Origin of the sequence: Arthrobacter sp. RT-1 (assembly GCF_003367205.1) — a bacterium.
Lineage (GTDB): Bacteria > Actinomycetota > Actinomycetes > Actinomycetales > Micrococcaceae > Arthrobacter.
On sequence record NZ_QRGQ01000019.1, the window covers coordinates 49,591 to 65,447 of the forward strand.

Sequence of the window (15,857 nt, forward strand, 5' to 3'; positions counted from 1 at the left end):
TGTTGGCTGAATGGTTCAACTGAATCAGCATGGCTCCATACTGCGCCAGCCGAAAGATTTGCATCTCAGATAATGAGACGGCAATATCATTACATGGACAATTCTAGTGGAGTCGGTGTCATTGATAAAGCGGCCCAGGTGCTTGATGCACTGGAGGCCGGCCCCACCACGCTGGCACAGCTGGTGGCGGCAACCGGCCTGGCCCGGCCCACCGTCCATCGCCTGGCCCTGGCCCTCGTCCACCACCGGCTGGTCAGCCGCGATATCCAGGGGCGGTTCGTCCTCGGCAGCAGGCTGGTGGAGCTGGCATCGGCCGCCGGCGAGGACCGCCTGATTGCCTCTGCAGGACCCGTACTCATGCAGTTGCGCGATGCCACGGGCGAGAGCGCGCAGATCTTCCGCCGCCAGGGCGATTGGCGCGTCTGCGTCGCGTCTGCCGAGCGCCCCATCGGCTTGCGGGACACCATTCCGGTCGGCACGCAGCTGTCCATGAAGGCAGGCTCCGCGGCGCAGGTCCTGCTCGCATGGGAAGACCACGACCGCCTGCTCGAGGGCCTGCAGGCCGCACGCTTTACGCCCACCGTCCTGGCAGGCGTACGACGGCGGGGCTGGGGCCAGAGCCTCGGCGAACGCGAGCCGGGGGTCGCCTCCGTCTCGGCACCGGTGCGGGGCCCGTCCGGCCGGGTGATCGCCGCGGTGTCGATTTCGGGCCCGATCGAGCGGCTCACCCGCCAGCCGGGCCGCCTCCACGCCGAGGTTGTGTGCAACGCCGGGCGGATCCTCACCGAAGCCCTGCGCAAGAACAACGACTGACGGCATCCTCCTGGAGCCCGGGCGCTAGGCTGTGGCCATGGGCAGCTACGCAGTGTTTCTCCGCGGCATCAATGTGGGCGGCATCAACATCAAAATGGTCGACCTCAGGGAAGCCCTGAAGGCCTGCGGTTTTCCGGATGCCCTGACCCTTTTGGCCAGCGGAAACGTGGTGCTGACCAGCGGCCTCGGTGCCGCCGCCGTCAAGCGGGAATGTGAAAAGTGCCTGCGCGCCGCTTTCGGCTACGAAGCCTGGGTGGTGGTCCTTGACGCGGGCAGGGTAGCCGAACTGGTGGAAGCATGCCCTTACCCCGACGATGACAGGTCCACGCACACCTACATCACCCTGTCCTCGGACACAGCGGTGCTGGACGAACTGGAGACAGCAGGGGCGGCCCTCGACGGCGCTGAGCAAAAGCGGCTGGGACCCGAGGCCCTGGCCTGGCTGGCACCGGCAGGCGGAACGCTGGACAGCCCGTTCAGCAAGATCACTGCCAAGGCCAGGTTCAAGGCAGCCACCACCACCCGCAACCTGCGGACCCTGGTCAAGGTCCGGGACGTCGCTGCCGCCCTTAATACAGCGCAGGAGCCCGTACAGCAGAAGCAGGGCGCTACCCGGACCAGGCCTTCTTCAGCGCGGCGTTGAAGGCGCCGAGCCTGCTCACCTCCACGTCCACCGGTTCCACCACGAACTCCTGCGCCACGGAAGCGACGGCAGCGTTGAGCCGTTTCCGTGCTTTGCCTGCCCGGGCGCGGCCTGCAGCGGCGGCGATGAAGCGCCCGGTGATGGCCAGGAAGATCCCCAGCACCACTCCCAAAGCGATCATCAGGGTCGGGACCGGCCACCCTTCCACCCGGGGCACCTCCGGTACGGGCATCTGGAAATAGCCCAGCGCCGCCAGGACGCCAAGCCAGCCGAGCCCGCCCACGACAGTCAGCAGCGCCAGCCATTGCACCACGTTGAACACGCCCCACCACCAGGATGTGCGGTTGGCACCCAGGTCCGTTCCGGCAATGGCCTGGTCCAGGGCATCAGGAAGTCGTTCCCTGCCCTCACGGGCCGCGCCGCGGATGGCGGCGCGCCAGGGGCCGGGAGCGCCGGCACTGGCTGCATCGGCAAATTCCCGGACGGCCGCATCAGTGCGGGCCCGCTCCGGTGCGCCGGCCGGCGGCAGTGATGTCCGGTTCAGTTCTGCCGGTGCGCTGCTGCGAAGGTTGAGCCGGCGCAGCGGGTCCGGCCGGAACCGGGATAACCAACGGGTGACGGGCCAACCGGTCCGGCGCACGGATTCCAGCCGGTAGGACTGGCCTACCGCCCTCACCACCACCGGCACGTTCGCCGCCACTGCCAGTTCATCGGCAAGCCGTTTTTTTGATGCGGGGCGGACGCCGGCCGCTTCCCCCTCCCCCGACACGGCCCGCAGCTCCTGTGCTGCCTTGGCGATGTCGGCAGCCAGCCGCTGTGACTGTGCCTTGCGCTGCATGGCTACGCTGCGGATGGCAGCGCGGAGGGCGGCAACGCCGGCACCCGTCGTGGCCGAGGACGCGAGGACCCGGACCTCCGCGAGGCCGTCGCGGGCCAGGATGCCGCGCAGGGAGTCGAGCACGGGCTGCACGTCCCGCTCGGGCAGCCGGTCCACCTGGTTCAGAACCACGAGCGTGACGGCGCCGTGGGAGGCAAGCGGGGCAAGGAAGCCGTGATGGACGGCTGCGTCGGCGTACTTTTGTGGATCCAGGACCCAGACAAGGACGTCCACCAGGCCCATCATCCGCTGCACTGTCTCGCGGTTCGCTTGCCGGGTGGAGTCGAAGTCCGGAAGGTCCAGCAGGATCAGCCCGGTTTCCTCATCGGCGAAGCCGTCAACCGCTGCAGCGTGGTGCCTGTTGTGAACCTCAAGCCAGTCCAGCAGCGGCTCGCTGCCCTCCGCTCCCCACACCCCCGCCAGAGGCTCGGATGTCGTCGGGCGGCGGGCGGCCGCCGTCGCGATTTCCGCCCCGCTGACCGCGTTGAACAGGGACGATTTGCCGCTGCCGGTCGCCCCGAAGAAGCCCACCACAGTGTGGTCCCCGGACAGTGAACGGCGGGAACTGGCCCGTTCCAGGACACGGAGCACTTCCTGCAGGGTTTCATCGGGAAGGACGCCTTCGCCCAGCTCCCGGGCGTCGTTGAGCGCCTGAAGCCGGCCGTCCAGCCGTGTTGACTCCCGTGCGTCGCTGTGCCGGCTCACGCGGTGCCCGCCAGCCGGGCCAGGGCGTCGGACTGGGCCGGCAGGGCATCTTCGGCAACTCCGCCGGCAGCAGGCAGCCGGAGCAGGAACTTCTGCTGCTCCCCGTCCAGCAGGCGCTGGCAGCGGGCTGCGAGGTCCTCCCGGGCTTTTTCGGCCATGCGCCGGACCGCATCCTCGCCGAAGACCGCTTCCAGCAGCCGCTGGCCCACGACGGCGGTCCCGCCTGCCACACCAATCTCCAGGCCGGTCAGTCCCGCGGTCATCGAAAACACCACAATCATTAGAGCCGCTCCCAGTCCGTTGATCCCGAAGGACAACCAGCGGGCCTGGGTGCGCTTGCCTTGGCCCTCCGTGCGGATGAGTTCCATCAGTGCCTCCTGCCAGGCACGGATCTCCTCGGCAGTGCGGTCCGCGAAGCCCGGCGAGGTGCCGGAAAGATCGTCAGTGCCCAGCAGTTGCCGTCCCGCCGGATGGGAGCGCCAGCGCTGGTCGGTCTCCTCGGCAGCGTTGGCTGCCTCATCAACGATCACTGCCTGCAGGCCGGTCTCGATGGCGGCCTCGACCTGCACGGCGGGTGCCGGCTCGCCCCGGAAGAAGGCTCCCAGCCGGTCCCGGAACCGTCCAACGTTCTGTTCCAGGGTCCGGAAGAATTCGCCGGTGCCGACGAAGTCCTGCCATCGTGCCAGGACTTCGCCGCGCAGGAGTGCCCCGTCCCGGGTGGCGTCCAGGATGCGCTCCGCTGCATGCCGGTAGGCTGCCACGGCGTCGGCTTCCAGGCTGCTGGCAGCGCGCTGCTGTTCGCGGGCCGCCTGGGCGATTGCGGCAACCCGGCCGGAGAGGGCACGGACCGACCCGTTCAGGGTCCGGCGGGCAACCTCGGACCGGCCCACGGCATCGGCCGCCAGCTCGTCCAGCCAGGTTTTCAGCTGACGGACTGCTCCTTCCGGCAGCATGCCCCTGGAGTCCAATGGGGTTTCGGGAATGACGAACATCGGCGCGCTCCCCAGCCCTTCCTTGTCCAAAAGTGCACGGAGGTCCTCGCTGACCTCCGCCTCCGCACCCGGCGGGACCCGGTCCAGCACCACGGCCACCATGATGTCCCGGGTGGCGGCATCCAGGAGCAGTTTCCAGGGGACGGCGTCGGCATAGCGGTTGGCGGTTGTGACGAAGATCCAGAGATCCGCGGCCGCCAGGAGTTGCCCTGCCAGCTTCCTGTTGTCGTCAGAAATGGAATCGACGTCGGGGGCGTCGAGGAGGGCGATCCCGGCAGGTACCGACGGGTCGGCCAGCAGTACCAGCGACGACATCGGGGCTGCGTCGGACGTGATCACGTCCATAGCGGAAGGAACCTGGGCCACGGCGAGGGCGCCGCGGATCCGGTTGAGGCCGGGCAGGACGCGCTGCCCCTCGAACCAGGGCGCCTCAGCCGGGTTGTGCAGCAGGATGGGCTGGCGGGTGGTGGGGCGGATGGCTCCGGCACGCGTCACCGGGTGGCCCACGAGCGCGTTGACGAGGGTGGACTTCCCCGCCCCGGTGGAACCACCGACGACGGCAAGCAGCGGAGCGTCAAGGCTGCGGTAACGCGGGAGGATGTAGTCGTCGAGCTGGCTGGCTGCGTTGGCGGCCTCAAGGCGGGCCTGTTCGGCCCCCGGAAGTGCCAATGGCAGGGTGACGCCCGCCAGCCCGTTGCGCACATCCTCCAGCAGCACCAGCGCTTCGGCGGTCCGCGGCTCCGGCTGCGTGTGATCGTGGGGCTCGTTGGACATGGTCACAGCAACATCATGCCAGCTCAAAGCTCCGCGCGCCGGGAAATGAAAAATGGCCCCGGGCTGTTGCCCGGGACCATTTCCGTTGGTGACCCCAGCGGGATTCGAACCCGCGTTACCGCCGTGAGAGGGCGGCGTACTAGGCCGCTATACGATGGGGCCGTGTACTTCCTGCCAGCGTTTCCGCTGGTCAAGCTCAGTGATTGTTTCACACACTGCGCTGTGGTTTCAAATCGGCGGACCGCTTGAAACCGTTCCGTTTTGAGGCCGGAACGGCGCTCAAACCAGAGCTGGGATACCAGGACTCGAACCTAGAATGACGGTACCAGAAACCGTAGTGTTGCCAATTACACCATATCCCAATGATACTTTCGGGCCGGTTTTCAGGGCTTTTGCCCCGCTCCGTGCCCCTCAGCACGAGAAATTACTTTACCCGAGACTTCCGGCTCGCACAAATCGGAACTGTGTGACTTAGCTGACCAGCTGGTCCAGCGAGGCAACCATGCCGCCGTCGAACCCCTGCCCCGGCTCCCCCGTCCGGTTCAGCCAGACGCCAAGCAAGCCGGCCGCCGTCGAGCCTTCCGCATCAAGCAGCCGGTTATCGCCGACGTAGAGGGTTTCGGCGGCAGGGGTGCCCAGCAGCCGGACGCCTTCGAGGTAAATGGCCGGGTTGGGTTTGGCCACTCCCAGGGTGTCCGTGCCCACCAGCCGCGAGACGCGCTCCAGCCCGGCGCTGTCGAGTTTGGCCCGCTGGTAATCGTGGACATTGTTGCTGACCGCGCCGTAGGGAATACCCGCGCGGTCCAGGACATCGAGCAGCGGCAGCACGTCCGGGAAGGGTTTGACGTAGGAGGGCTGCTTCTCCATGTAGGCGCTGAGCCACCGGTGCGATTCCTCACCCTCCCCCAGGTCCACGCCAAAGTGCCCCAATGCGGCCCGGCCGCGGAGGAGGCGCTGCTCGTTGAACGTCAGGTCACCGGCCAGGTATTGGTCGTAGTAGTGCGTGGTCTCGTGGGTGAAGATGCGGCCAAACCGCTCCCACCCGGCCTGGTCCAGGCCGGGCAGGAGGTGTTCGCTGACTTCCCGCAAGGCAGTCGTCATCGAATATTCGAGGTCCACCAGGGTGTCGTCGATGTCGAAAAGGACGCCCCGGACGGGCCCGAAGGGCGTTTCCAGGACACCGCTGCGTGCCTTGCTGGGAGCAGTCATCAGCCGCGGAAGGTCCGGAGCCGGCGCAGGGAGGATTCCTTGCCCAGGATCACCATGGATTCAAACAGCGGCGGCGAGATCCGCCGCCCCGAAACCGCTGTGCGGACGGGGCCGAAGGCGAGGCGCGGCTTGATGCCGAGGTCTTCCACAAGCGCCTGTTTCAGGGCCTTCTGGATGTTGTCCGGGGTCCACTCGTCAACGGGCTCGAGCGCCGTGATGGCCGCGTCGAGGACTTCGGCCAGGTTTTCCGGCAGTCCCTTGCGGGCGTCGTCCGCGATGTCGATGGCGTCATCGTCCTTGAACAGGAATCCGAGCATGTCCGGCGCCTCGCCCAGGAGCGAGATGCGCTCCTGGATCAGCGGTGCGGCTTCGGTGAGGATCTCTTCCTGCCGCGCGGTCGGCTGCTCCCCCAGGTAGCCGGCCGCCTGCAGATAGGGCACCAGCCGGTCCCGGAAATCCTCCGGCGCAAGCATCCTGATGTGGGTCCCGTTGATGGCTTCTGCCTTCTTGATGTCAAAGCGCGCCGGGTTGGCCAGGACGTCGTGCACGTCGAAGTTCTCGATCAGCTGGTCCACCGTGAAGATGTCTTCGTCGGCAGACAGGCTCCAGCCCAGCAGGGAGAGGTAGTTCAGGAGGCCTTCGGGAATGAAGCCGCGGTCCCGCAGCAGGAACAGGTTGGACTGGGGATCCCGCTTGGACAGCTTCTTGTTGCCTTCGCCCATAACGTACGGCAGGTGGCCAAATTCCGGCATGTAGCTGGCCACGCCAAGTTCCATCAGGGCGCGGATGAGGACAACCTGGCGCGGCGTGGAGGAGAGCAGGTCCTCACCGCGCAGCACGTGCGTGATGCCCATGAGTGCATCGTCGACAGGATTGACCAACGTGTACAGGGGGGATCCGTCAGCGCGCACAATGACGTAATCCGGGATGCTGCCGGCCTTGAAGGTGATCTCGCCGCGGACCAGGTCTGTGAAGGTGACGTCCTCATCCGGCATCCGGACCCGCAGCACGGGCTCGCGGCCTTCGGATTTGAAGGCCGCTATTTGTTCCTCGGTCAGCTCACGGTCAAAGTTGTCGTAGCCGAGCTTGGGGTCGCGGCCCGCTGCGCGGTGGCGTGCCTCGACCTCCTCCGGGGACGAGTAGCACTCGTAGGCGTAGCCGGCCTCGATCAGCTTGGCCACGACGTCCTTGTAGAGGTCCAGGCGCTGGGACTGCCGGTACGGCTCGTGCGGACCGCCGACTTCCACGCCTTCTTCCCACGTGATGCCCAGCCACTTCAGTGCTTCGAGCAGCTGCTGGTAGCTTTCCTCCGAGTCGCGTGCCGCGTCCGTGTCCTCAATGCGGAACACGAAGGTGCCCTTCGTGTGCTTGGCATGGGCCCAGTTAAACAGCGCCGTGCGGATCAGCCCGACGTGCGGGGTTCCGGTGGGCGAGGGGCAGAAACGGACCCGTACGGGTGTTTCGGCAGGAACGGAGGGCAGGGAGGCAGCAGGCGACGCAGAAGCAGTAGTCATAGTGGCTTCAACTTTACCGCCTGCCGCCAGGGGCCTTGGCGGGCCTGGGTCAGCGGCGGACTATGGGGTTGGACAACCGGCCGATTCCTTCGATTTCCACCTCAAAGCGGTCGCCGGCGTTAACCAGGCCGACCCCGGCCGGGGTGCCGGTCATGATGACGTCGCCGGGCAGCAGCGTGAAGGCCTGCGAGACGACGGACACGAGTTCGCGGACCCCGCGGATCATCTGGCTGGTGCTGCCGTCCTGGCGCAGTTCGCCGTTGAGCCGGCCCTGGATCTGGAGATCCTCGGTGTCCAGCTCCGTCTCGATCCATGGTCCCAGTGGTGCGGAGGTGTCAAAGCCCTTGGCCCGCGTCCACTGCAGGTCGCTCTTCTGCACGTCCCTGGCGGTGAGGTCGTTGCCGCAGGTGTACCCGAAAATGACGTCGTCCACCCGGTCTTCCGGGACGTCCTTGCAGATCCGGCCGATCACCACGCACAGTTCCGCCTCGAACGAGACTTCCTCGGAGAATTCCGGCAGGACAACGGGATCGTTGGGGCCAACGACGGCGGTGTTGGGCTTCAGGAAGAGGAGCGGCTGGGCGGGCACTTCATTGCCAAGCTCATGGGCGTGCTCCACGAAGTTGCGGCCCACGCCGATGACCTTGCTGCGCGGGATGATGGGCGCCAGCAACCGGACGTCCTCCAGCTTGTGCCGGACGGACGTGCGCTCCACGCCGTTGAAGAAGGGGTCTCCGTGGATGACAGTGATTTCCTCACTGCCCGTTTCGCCTTCCACAACGCCGTACAGGGGATCAGAATCGACAACAAACCTGGCAATACGCATGGTCCCTACCCTACCGTCCCGGCCTGGCCACTTCCTTCAGCGCGCAGGTAGTGCAGCTGTGCGGCAACGGACATTTCGGCTGCCCGCCGGACGGAAGGGCCGACGTCGGAATAGACGACGTCAGCCACCTCACCCACGGTGGCGTCCCGGCCGAGTTGTGCCAGCGCCGCGCGGATCTGGCCGAGCCGCTCCTGCCGGTGCAGGCGGTAATCCCGCGCAATGGACTCCACGGAGGGCAGCACGGGTCCGTGCGCCGGGAGGACGGTGGCCGGACCCAACGCCTCAAGCCTGTCCAGCGTGGTGAGGTAGTCCCCCAGTGTGCCGTCCGGGAAGTCCAGCATGGTGGTGCCCCTGCCCAGGATGGTGTCGCCGGTCAGCACGGAACCGTGGGGGCCGTCGTCGGGAAGATGGAAGGACAGCGAATCCGACGTATGGCCGGGAGTGGGCAGCACGTTAATCTCCAGCCCGGCGGCGTGGACCACCCCGCCGTGCAGGGGTTCTCCGCCGCCGTGGCAATGCACGGGATCGGCGGCACGGACCGGGGCGCCGGTCAGTTCATGCAGGCGGGCCGATCCGGCAGTATGGTCAGCGTGGCGGTGGGTGATGAGGATCAGTTCCACCGGGCCGGCATCGGCAAGTGCCTGGAGGTGGGCCTCGTCCAGCGGGCCGGGGTCCACCACGACGGCGCCGGGATACCCGGCGGCCCACATCACGTAGGAGTTGGTTCCCTCGAGGCTCATGGGCCCGGGGTTTGGGGCCAGGATGTACCGCGTCAGGGCAGAGCTGCGCTGCAGGATGGGGCCGGAAGCTGAAGTCACCATCACATCTTTGCATCCGGCGCCGGACCACCGCCGCCCCGCGTCCGGAATAGAACAGCCGGGTGCCCCGGTTGACCACCAGTGAATCCCCTCGCTCTCTCCCAGGAAGCCGGAACCACACACCATGAGCACCACAACACTTGCAGACCTCCTCGCCGCAGCCGATTCCGCCGGCCACGACCATGCCGCGACGGAGAAGAACAGCGGGCTCCTGCACATCCACAACCATGCAACGGGTGGCATCGTCTGGTTTCCCACGTGGCGGAAGTTCCGCGAAACCGCCGATTGGAGTGAGGCGGTGGAAAAAGCGGCCAGGGACCTGCCTGCGGATTCGGTACCCGCGGAGGAAGCGGCAGCGCGTGTTCTGGCCGACGACCTGGAGGATCTCCTGAAGCGCGCCGCCGCGGCCAGTGACGCAAACATGTTTGTCCAGGAGAACCTCACGCGCCACCTGACCCGGACCTGGGCTGTCGCGGACGCCGTCGCCAAGGCAGCAGGCAAGGATTTGCCTGGCGGCACTACCACGCCGCCCATTTTTACCGGCTACCCCTACGACGTGTACGCCCAGGACGGCGGCGTCTTTGCGACGACGCTGTGGAACGACATGATCGACGCCCGCCGCAACCGGGCGCTGGAAGAAGAAGCTGCACGGAAGGCCCTGAAGCCTGTTTCCCGCAAGGCCTTGAAGAACGCCGCCAGGAAGGCCGCCCGCCGCTGACCTGGACGGCTGACTCCCGCCGTGGTACGTACACAACGAACGGCGCCCGCCGGGCAGATGCCCGGCAGGCGCCGTCGTTGTTGTGGGGCTTGAGCGCCGGCTATGCCAGGCGGGTCAGCCAGCCGTGGGTGTCCGGGACCGCCCCGGTCTGGATGCCCAGCAGCTGCTGGCGGATGGCCATGGTGGTCTCCCCCGCCGTAGCGTCCTCGGAGCCAATGAACTCGGTAGCGTCCTTCAAGACGCCGATGGGGGTGATGACGGCCGCGGTGCCGCACGCGAAGACCTCGGCAATATCGCCGGAAGCGACGCCGTCGCGCCACTCATCCAGGGTGATCTTGCGTTCGGTAACCTCACGGCCCATGTCCTTTGCCACCTGGATGACCGACATCCGGGTAATGCCTTCCAGGATGGTGCCGGTGAGGGCGGGCGTGACGAGCGAGCCGTCCTTCATCACGAAGAACACGTTCATGCCGCCCAGTTCTTCAACAGCATCGTCGTTGAAGTGGTCCAGGAACAGAACCTGCTTGCAGCCGTTGGCTTCAGCCTCTTGCTGGGCAATGAGCGAGGCTGCGTAGTTGCCCCCGCACTTGGCGTCGCCCGTGCCGCCCCGGCCCGCACGGGCAAATTCACGTGAGATCCAGATGGAGACAGGCTTGAGTTCGCCGCCAAAGTAGTTCCCGGCGGGCGAGGCGATCACGCGAAAGGACACTTCACGGGCTGCACGGACGCCCAGGAAGGCCTCCGTGGCGATCATGAAGGGCCGGAGGTAGAGTGCTTCGCCGTCGCCGGCGGGAACCCATTCCTTGTCAGCGGCCACCAGTTCGCGGATGGCTCCGAGGAAGTACTCTGCCGGCAGTTCCGGCAGGGCCAGCCGCCGGGCTGACTTGTTCAGGCGTGCGGCGTTGGCTTCCGGACGGAAGCTCCAGATGGAGCCGTCGGCGTGGCGGTAGGCCTTGAGCCCCTCGAAAATCTCCTGCCCGTAGTGCAGCACCGCAGCCGACGGATCCAGGGTGATGGGTCCATAGGCCTCCACGCGCGGATTGTGCCAGCCGCCGTTGCCGTCCGCGTCCACGCTGTAATCGACGATGGCGGTGTGGTCGGTGAAGTGGTTGCCGAATCCCGGGTTCGCCAGGATGGCTGCACGCTCTTCAGCAGACTTCGGGTTGGCCGAAAGCTGCTGGCTGAATTCGACGCCATGGGCAGTCTGGGTCATGGTTCCTCCACGATCGGCCGCCCCGGGTTCAGCGCTGAACGGCAGGGCGGCATTTGGTGATTCGAGACAAGCTTACGCCCGATGCAGGAGGCCTCGGCGCGCTAGAGTCCGGCGGCGATGGCATCGCCCACGGCGCTGGTGCTGCGGGGGCTGCCGTCGCGCTTTTCGACGTCGGCAACCACCGCGGCTTCGATCTTCCGGGCAGCACCGGCGTAGCCAAGGTGGTCGAGCAGGAGGGCCGCCGAGAGGATTGCAGCGGTGGGGTCTGCTTTGCCCTGCCCGGCGATGTCCGGGGCGGAGCCATGGACGGGTTCGAACATGGACGGCGCTGTGCGGTCCATGTTGATGTTGCCGGACGCTGCCAGCCCGATGCCGCCGGTGATGGCCGCGGCGAGGTCGGTGAGGATGTCACCGAAGAGGTTGTCGGTGACAATCACGTCGAAGCGGGACGGGTCCGTGACCATAAAGATGGTGGCGGCATCCACGTGGAGGTAGTCGTGCGTCACCTCGGGGAACTCCTGGGCAACGGCCTCGACGGTGCGCTTCCAGAGATGCCCGGCGTAGACCAGGACGTTGTGCTTGTGGACCAGGGTAACGTGCTTGCGTTCCCGGGCGCTGGCGCGGCGGAAGGCATCGCGGACCACGCGCTCCACGCCGTGTGCCGTGTTCAGGGACACTTCGGTGGCAACTTCGTGCGGGGTTCCGGCGCGCAGGGTGCCGCCGTTGCCCACGTAAGGGCCCTCGGTTCCTTCGCGCACCACGATGAAGTCGATGGTGCCGGGGTTGGCCAGCGGGCTGCCCACTGTTCCGTAGAGCCGGGACGGCCGCAAATTGACGTAGTGGTCCAGGCTGAAGCGGAGCTTCAGGAGCATCTCGCGTTCAATGATGCCGGAGGGAATGCGCGTGTCGCCGGGAGCGGCGCCCACTGCGCCGAAAAGGATGGCGTCCCGGGTCCGGAGGTCGGCCAGGACCTCGTCCGGCAGCGTCTCCCCCGTGGCCAGCCAGTGCTCGGCGCCGAGCTTGTAGTGCGTCTGCTTGAGCTCAACGCCCTCAGCGGCCACAGCCTTTTCCAGTACTTTGACTGCCTCGGCGATGACTTCGGGGCCAATGCCGTCGCCGGGAATAACTGCCAGATCAATGGAGGATGCGCTCATGGTTTCAGGGTAGCCAAGTCATCCATATGCTGGTCAAGCTGTCTCAATATACGGGCGATGCCACAACGACGACGTTGGTTCCCCAGAGGTCATCCGTGTAGCAGGAAATAAGAACCAGCCTGTTGGGAGCAACGTCCCAAATGGCGCTGTCCTTCAGGCCTGACTTTTCGTACGTGGTGACCGAATCAACACGGTAACCGAGTTCGCCGGTACCGGTGGCTACGGTGAGGAGGTCACCGGCAGACGCCCGGCTGCTGAGCCGGTTGAAGGGCGCCTCACGGTCCTGCCAGCTGTGGCCCACCACGTAGGTGGTATTGGTTGAGCCGGCTCCCGGTGCCCCGTACGGCGTTAGCCAGTATCCGTCCATGGTGGGAGGCGGAATGATGGTCTGGCGCTCCTTGTCGTCGGCGCTCGGATCGAGAGGATGAACCACCACGTCAATGTCCGCAGACGGGTAAACCAGCCGTTGCGGCGGCGCCGCGGGCGGCCAGGCGGGAGTGGCCGGCGGCAGGTCGGGAGTCAGCGGCGCTGCCGGGGATTCCGGGGCCGTACCGTAATTCGTCGATGACGGCGATGCGGAAGCCACGGGCGGGCTGCCGCCAGACTGGACGCTGCCGCCTCCCATACCCAACAGTGCGGGCAGCAACAGGAACATCAGGCAGCCCAGCGCGGTGAGCAGGCCCAGGGCGGCGATAAAGCGAAGGCGCGGTGCGTCCCGCCGGGTCCGTTTCCGGGCGGCAGGACTTTCTTTTTGATGTGCAGTGGCTGGGCCGGGTTCGTTCACGGTCACCTCGGGTTTCGGTCAACTCGATCAAAGGCGCTAAAGGCACACGGCGCCGTGCCACTTGCGGGGCACGGCGCCGTGCGCATCATTCAGCCACTTGCCGCCAGCGCACCGGCCGACGTGCTAACTGCGGGCTTCGCCATGGCGGCTGCCGCCAGCTGCCAGGGTTTTCCGGGCTGCAATGGCACCTCCGGCGAGCAGCAGGACGGCCGCGCCTCCGAGCCAGGGAGCCATCCCCGGATCCGGCTCAGACACCGCGGTCTGCACGTTGAAACCCTCGTTGACCGCGGTCACTGCGCCGCCCCCGACGACAGCGCCTGCCGGGGCGGGGGCCGGGGCCGGAACCACGGCACCGGCCGGAGGTACGACCGCCGGCGGCACTACGGCAGGTGGAACCACCGGCGGAACAACAGGTGGAACTACGGGCGCTGCTTTCGTGGGAACGCACCCGTTGTTGTACGTGGCTTTCCCGTCGTCAGTCCAGTTCTGCCCCGCGGGGATTACCTTCCCATGGTTCGGCGGGATGATGTCCTCGGTGTGCTGGTGGTGGTCGCCAGCGTGGCCGTTGAGGCCCTGCAGGGCGATGGTGATAACCACGTAGGGATTTGACGCCGATCCCGTCGCGTGGCAGATGGTGATTTTCTTGTCGTTGCCCTCATGCGGGGTTCCGCCCGGCTTGGCGCAGCCGGCATTCCACCAGTCCACCTTGTGGAGGTTCTGGCCTGCAGGCAGCATGCTGTTGGCCGGAATGATGTCCTCATTGTGCTGGTGGCCCAGGTGGGCTTTGAGTGCGTTGAGGCTCATGGTGACTGACACGTAGGGGTTCGTGTCTGAGCCCGTCGCGTGGCAGATGGTGATCTTCCCGTCACCGCCGGATGATTCCGGTGGCGAGGCCACGGCCGTGGCTGACGCGCCTAGAAGGGCGAGGCCTGTAACCCCGAGTGCGGCTAGGATCCGATGCATTTTTTCCGTCTCCGTCCATAGTCTGCTTCAAACTGCAAGACGTACGGGAGAACACGACCGCCCCAACCTGACGGGTCACAACGCAAACAGACAGCATCGGGGCGACGGTTCTCCCAGATGCGAACTGTCAGTTTGCTAACCCGTTCAGGCTATGGAAGGCGGGGCGGAGAGTCCCGAGTAGGAAATACCTGTGTTCGAACCGCCGGGCTACTCTGCGACCGGATAGATACCTGCCCGGACGTTCCGGAGCCGGGCATACTGCTTAGGCTTCCGCAGGCTCCTCGTACTTCGGGAACACCGGTGCCGGGGCAGGCAGAGCAGTTCCGGCAACGATCGGGGTACCGATGGCGGCAAACTGGCGGGCTTCCCCTTCGGGCTGGCCCAGGCTGTCCAGGAGGGCGGCCGTGGCGGTGGGCATCACCGGCTGGGCCAGGATGGACACGATCCGGAGCACCTCGAGCGTGACGTACAGCACGGTGTTCATGCGTTCGACGTCGGTCTTCCGCAGCACCCAGGGCGCCTGCTCGGCAAAGTAGGCATTGGTATCGCCCAGGACAGTCCAGATGGCTTCCAGGGCCCGGCTGAATTCCTGTTTCTCGAAGGCAGCCCGGGCAGTTTCGAGGAGGCCGCCCGCCTGTTCCAGGATGGCGCTATCCGCGGCAGTAAACGCACCCGGGGCGGGAACCGCGCCGCCGCAGTTCTTCGCCACCATGGACAGCGAACGCTGCGCGAGGTTGCCGAAGTTGTTGGCGAGGTCGGAGTTCATCCGGCCCACGATGGCTTCGTGGTTGTAGCTTCCGTCTGCGCCGAAGGGAACCTCCCGGAGGAAGAAGAAGCGCACCTGGTCCAGGCCGTACTGCGCCACGAAATCCGCGGGAGCCACCACGTTGCCGAGGGACTTGGACATTTTGACGCCGTTGTTGTGCAGGAAGCCGTGGATCATGACCCGCTTGGGCAATTCCAGGCCCGCGCTCATCAGGAACGCAGGCCAGTAGATGGCGTGGAACCGGGAGATGTCCTTGCCGATCACGTGGACGTCGGCCGGCCAGTACTTACGGAACATCTCCGAATCGACATCCGGGTAGCCAACGCCCGTGAGGTAGTTCGTGAGCGCGTCCACCCACACGTACATGACGTGTTTGTCGTTGCCGGGAACGGGCACGCCCCAATCGAACGTGGTGCGGCTGATGGACAGGTCCTCCAGCCCGCGGCGGACGAAGCTGATCACCTCGTTGAACCGGGACTGGGGTGCGCCGAACTCCGGCTGCGCCTCGTAGAGGGCCAGGAGCCGGTCCTGGTAGGCGGAGAGCCGGAAGAAATAGCTCTCCTCTGCCGTCCAGGTCACCTCGGTGTCGGTCTCTTTCGAGTAGCGCACGCCGTCGTCCTTGACCACGGTGTCATCCTCACCGTAGAACGCCTCGTCCCGGACGGAGTACCAGCCCTCATACTTCGACAGGTAGATGTCACCCTTGGCTTCCATCTTTTTCCAGATGGCCTGCGACGCGGCGTAGTGGTCCTCGTCTGTGGTGCGGATGAAGCGGTCGTACGTGATGCCCAGGGCGGAATGCGCCGCTTTGTACACCTCTGCGTTGCGGTCCACCAGCTCCTTGGGCGTGATGCCCTCCCTCTCGGCCGTCTGCGCGATCTTCATGCCGTGCTCGTCCGTGCCGGTCAGGAACATCACGTCAAAGCCGTCCAGCCGCTTGAAGCGGGCCATGGCATCGGTGGCGATGTACTCGTAGGCGTGGCCGATGTGCGGCACGCCGTTGGGGTAGGTGATGGCCGTGGTGATGTAGAACGGCGTTTTCTCTGAAGCAGTCACGTGCGGACGGTACCTTCGGTGCGGAGGGGCGG

14 protein-coding genes and 2 tRNA genes are annotated in these 15,857 nt (G+C 66.3%); 3 read left to right on the top strand and 13 right to left on the bottom strand.

The annotated features are described in order from the left end of the window. The first annotated feature begins 93 nt into the window (after window positions 1-93). Window positions 94-813 (top strand): IclR family transcriptional regulator, encoded by a 720-nt coding sequence (locus tag DXK94_RS14925; protein ID WP_058266868.1) that lies wholly within the window; start codon window positions 94-96, stop codon window positions 811-813. Between the two features lie 37 nt (window positions 814-850). Further along, window positions 851-1,456 (top strand): DUF1697 domain-containing protein, encoded by a 606-nt coding sequence (locus DXK94_RS14930; protein WP_115525571.1) that lies wholly within the window; start codon window positions 851-853, stop codon window positions 1,454-1,456. On the opposite strand, the gene DXK94_RS14935 is transcribed toward DXK94_RS14930, so the two are convergent. The 8 genes from DXK94_RS14935 to DXK94_RS14970 form a co-directional block, all read right to left on the bottom strand. Next, a complete protein-coding gene (locus DXK94_RS14935) occupies window positions 1,422-3,038 on the bottom strand; it encodes a GTPase (protein WP_115525572.1) in 1,617 nt (538 codons plus the stop codon). The genes DXK94_RS14930 and DXK94_RS14935 overlap by 35 nt on opposite strands. Then, window positions 3,035-4,804 (bottom strand): dynamin family protein, encoded by a 1,770-nt coding sequence (locus DXK94_RS14940; RefSeq protein ID WP_115525589.1) that lies wholly within the window; start codon window positions 4,802-4,804, stop codon window positions 3,035-3,037. Before DXK94_RS14940 ends, DXK94_RS14935 begins: the two co-directional genes overlap by 4 nt. A gap of 86 nt (window positions 4,805-4,890) precedes the next feature. Further along, a tRNA-Glu gene (locus DXK94_RS14945) sits at window positions 4,891-4,966 on the bottom strand. Window positions 4,967-5,094: 128 nt separating this feature from the next. After that, a tRNA-Gln gene (locus DXK94_RS14950) sits at window positions 5,095-5,166 on the bottom strand. 109 nt (window positions 5,167-5,275) lie between these two features. Then, window positions 5,276-6,013 carry an HAD family hydrolase gene (locus DXK94_RS14955; protein ID WP_079597743.1) on the bottom strand — a complete coding sequence of 246 codons (738 nt, stop codon included), beginning with the start codon at window positions 6,011-6,013 and terminating at the stop codon, window positions 5,276-5,278. Beyond that, window positions 6,013-7,527, bottom strand: a complete 1,515-nt coding sequence (gene gltX, locus DXK94_RS14960; protein ID WP_115525573.1) for a glutamate--tRNA ligase — start codon at window positions 7,525-7,527, stop codon at window positions 6,013-6,015. Before gltX ends, DXK94_RS14955 begins: the two co-directional genes overlap by 1 nt. A 49-nt stretch (window positions 7,528-7,576) precedes the next feature. Further along, window positions 7,577-8,353 (bottom strand): fumarylacetoacetate hydrolase family protein, encoded by a 777-nt coding sequence (locus tag DXK94_RS14965; RefSeq protein WP_115525574.1) that lies wholly within the window; start codon window positions 8,351-8,353, stop codon window positions 7,577-7,579. Window positions 8,354-8,358: 5 nt separating this feature from the next. Next, window positions 8,359-9,174: an MBL fold metallo-hydrolase gene (locus tag DXK94_RS14970; RefSeq protein ID WP_115525575.1), complete on the bottom strand. Its 816-nt coding sequence runs from the start codon at window positions 9,172-9,174 to the stop codon at window positions 8,359-8,361. Between the two features lie 121 nt (window positions 9,175-9,295). Between DXK94_RS14970 and DXK94_RS14975 the strand changes: the two genes are divergently transcribed. Further along, window positions 9,296-9,889: a hypothetical protein gene (locus DXK94_RS14975; RefSeq protein ID WP_115525576.1), complete on the top strand. Its 594-nt coding sequence runs from the start codon at window positions 9,296-9,298 to the stop codon at window positions 9,887-9,889. A 100-nt stretch (window positions 9,890-9,989) separates the two neighbouring features. On the opposite strand, the gene DXK94_RS14980 is transcribed toward DXK94_RS14975, so the two are convergent. The 5 genes from DXK94_RS14980 to metG all read right to left on the bottom strand — a co-directional run bounded on the left by DXK94_RS14980 (window position 9,990) and on the right by metG (window position 15,825). Continuing rightward, complete coding sequence (locus DXK94_RS14980; protein ID WP_115525577.1) at window positions 9,990-11,102, bottom strand: branched-chain amino acid aminotransferase; 1,113 nt, start codon at window positions 11,100-11,102, stop codon at window positions 9,990-9,992. A gap of 101 nt (window positions 11,103-11,203) precedes the next feature. After that, on the bottom strand, window positions 11,204-12,256 hold the full coding sequence (locus tag DXK94_RS14985; RefSeq protein ID WP_115525578.1) for a 3-isopropylmalate dehydrogenase: 1,053 nt from the start codon (window positions 12,254-12,256) through the stop codon (window positions 11,204-11,206). A gap of 43 nt (window positions 12,257-12,299) precedes the next feature. Further along, on the bottom strand, window positions 12,300-13,040 hold the full coding sequence (locus DXK94_RS14990) for a class F sortase (protein ID WP_258868562.1): 741 nt from the start codon (window positions 13,038-13,040) through the stop codon (window positions 12,300-12,302). Between the two features lie 123 nt (window positions 13,041-13,163). After that, entirely contained in the window at window positions 13,164-14,003 is an 840-nt protein-coding gene (locus DXK94_RS21435) for a hypothetical protein (RefSeq protein ID WP_181884843.1), read from the bottom strand. Window positions 14,004-14,265: 262 nt separating this feature from the next. Next, window positions 14,266-15,825 carry a methionine--tRNA ligase gene (metG, locus tag DXK94_RS15000; protein ID WP_115525579.1) on the bottom strand — a complete coding sequence of 520 codons (1,560 nt, stop codon included), beginning with the start codon at window positions 15,823-15,825 and terminating at the stop codon, window positions 14,266-14,268. Window positions 15,826-15,857: the final 32 nt, after the last annotated feature.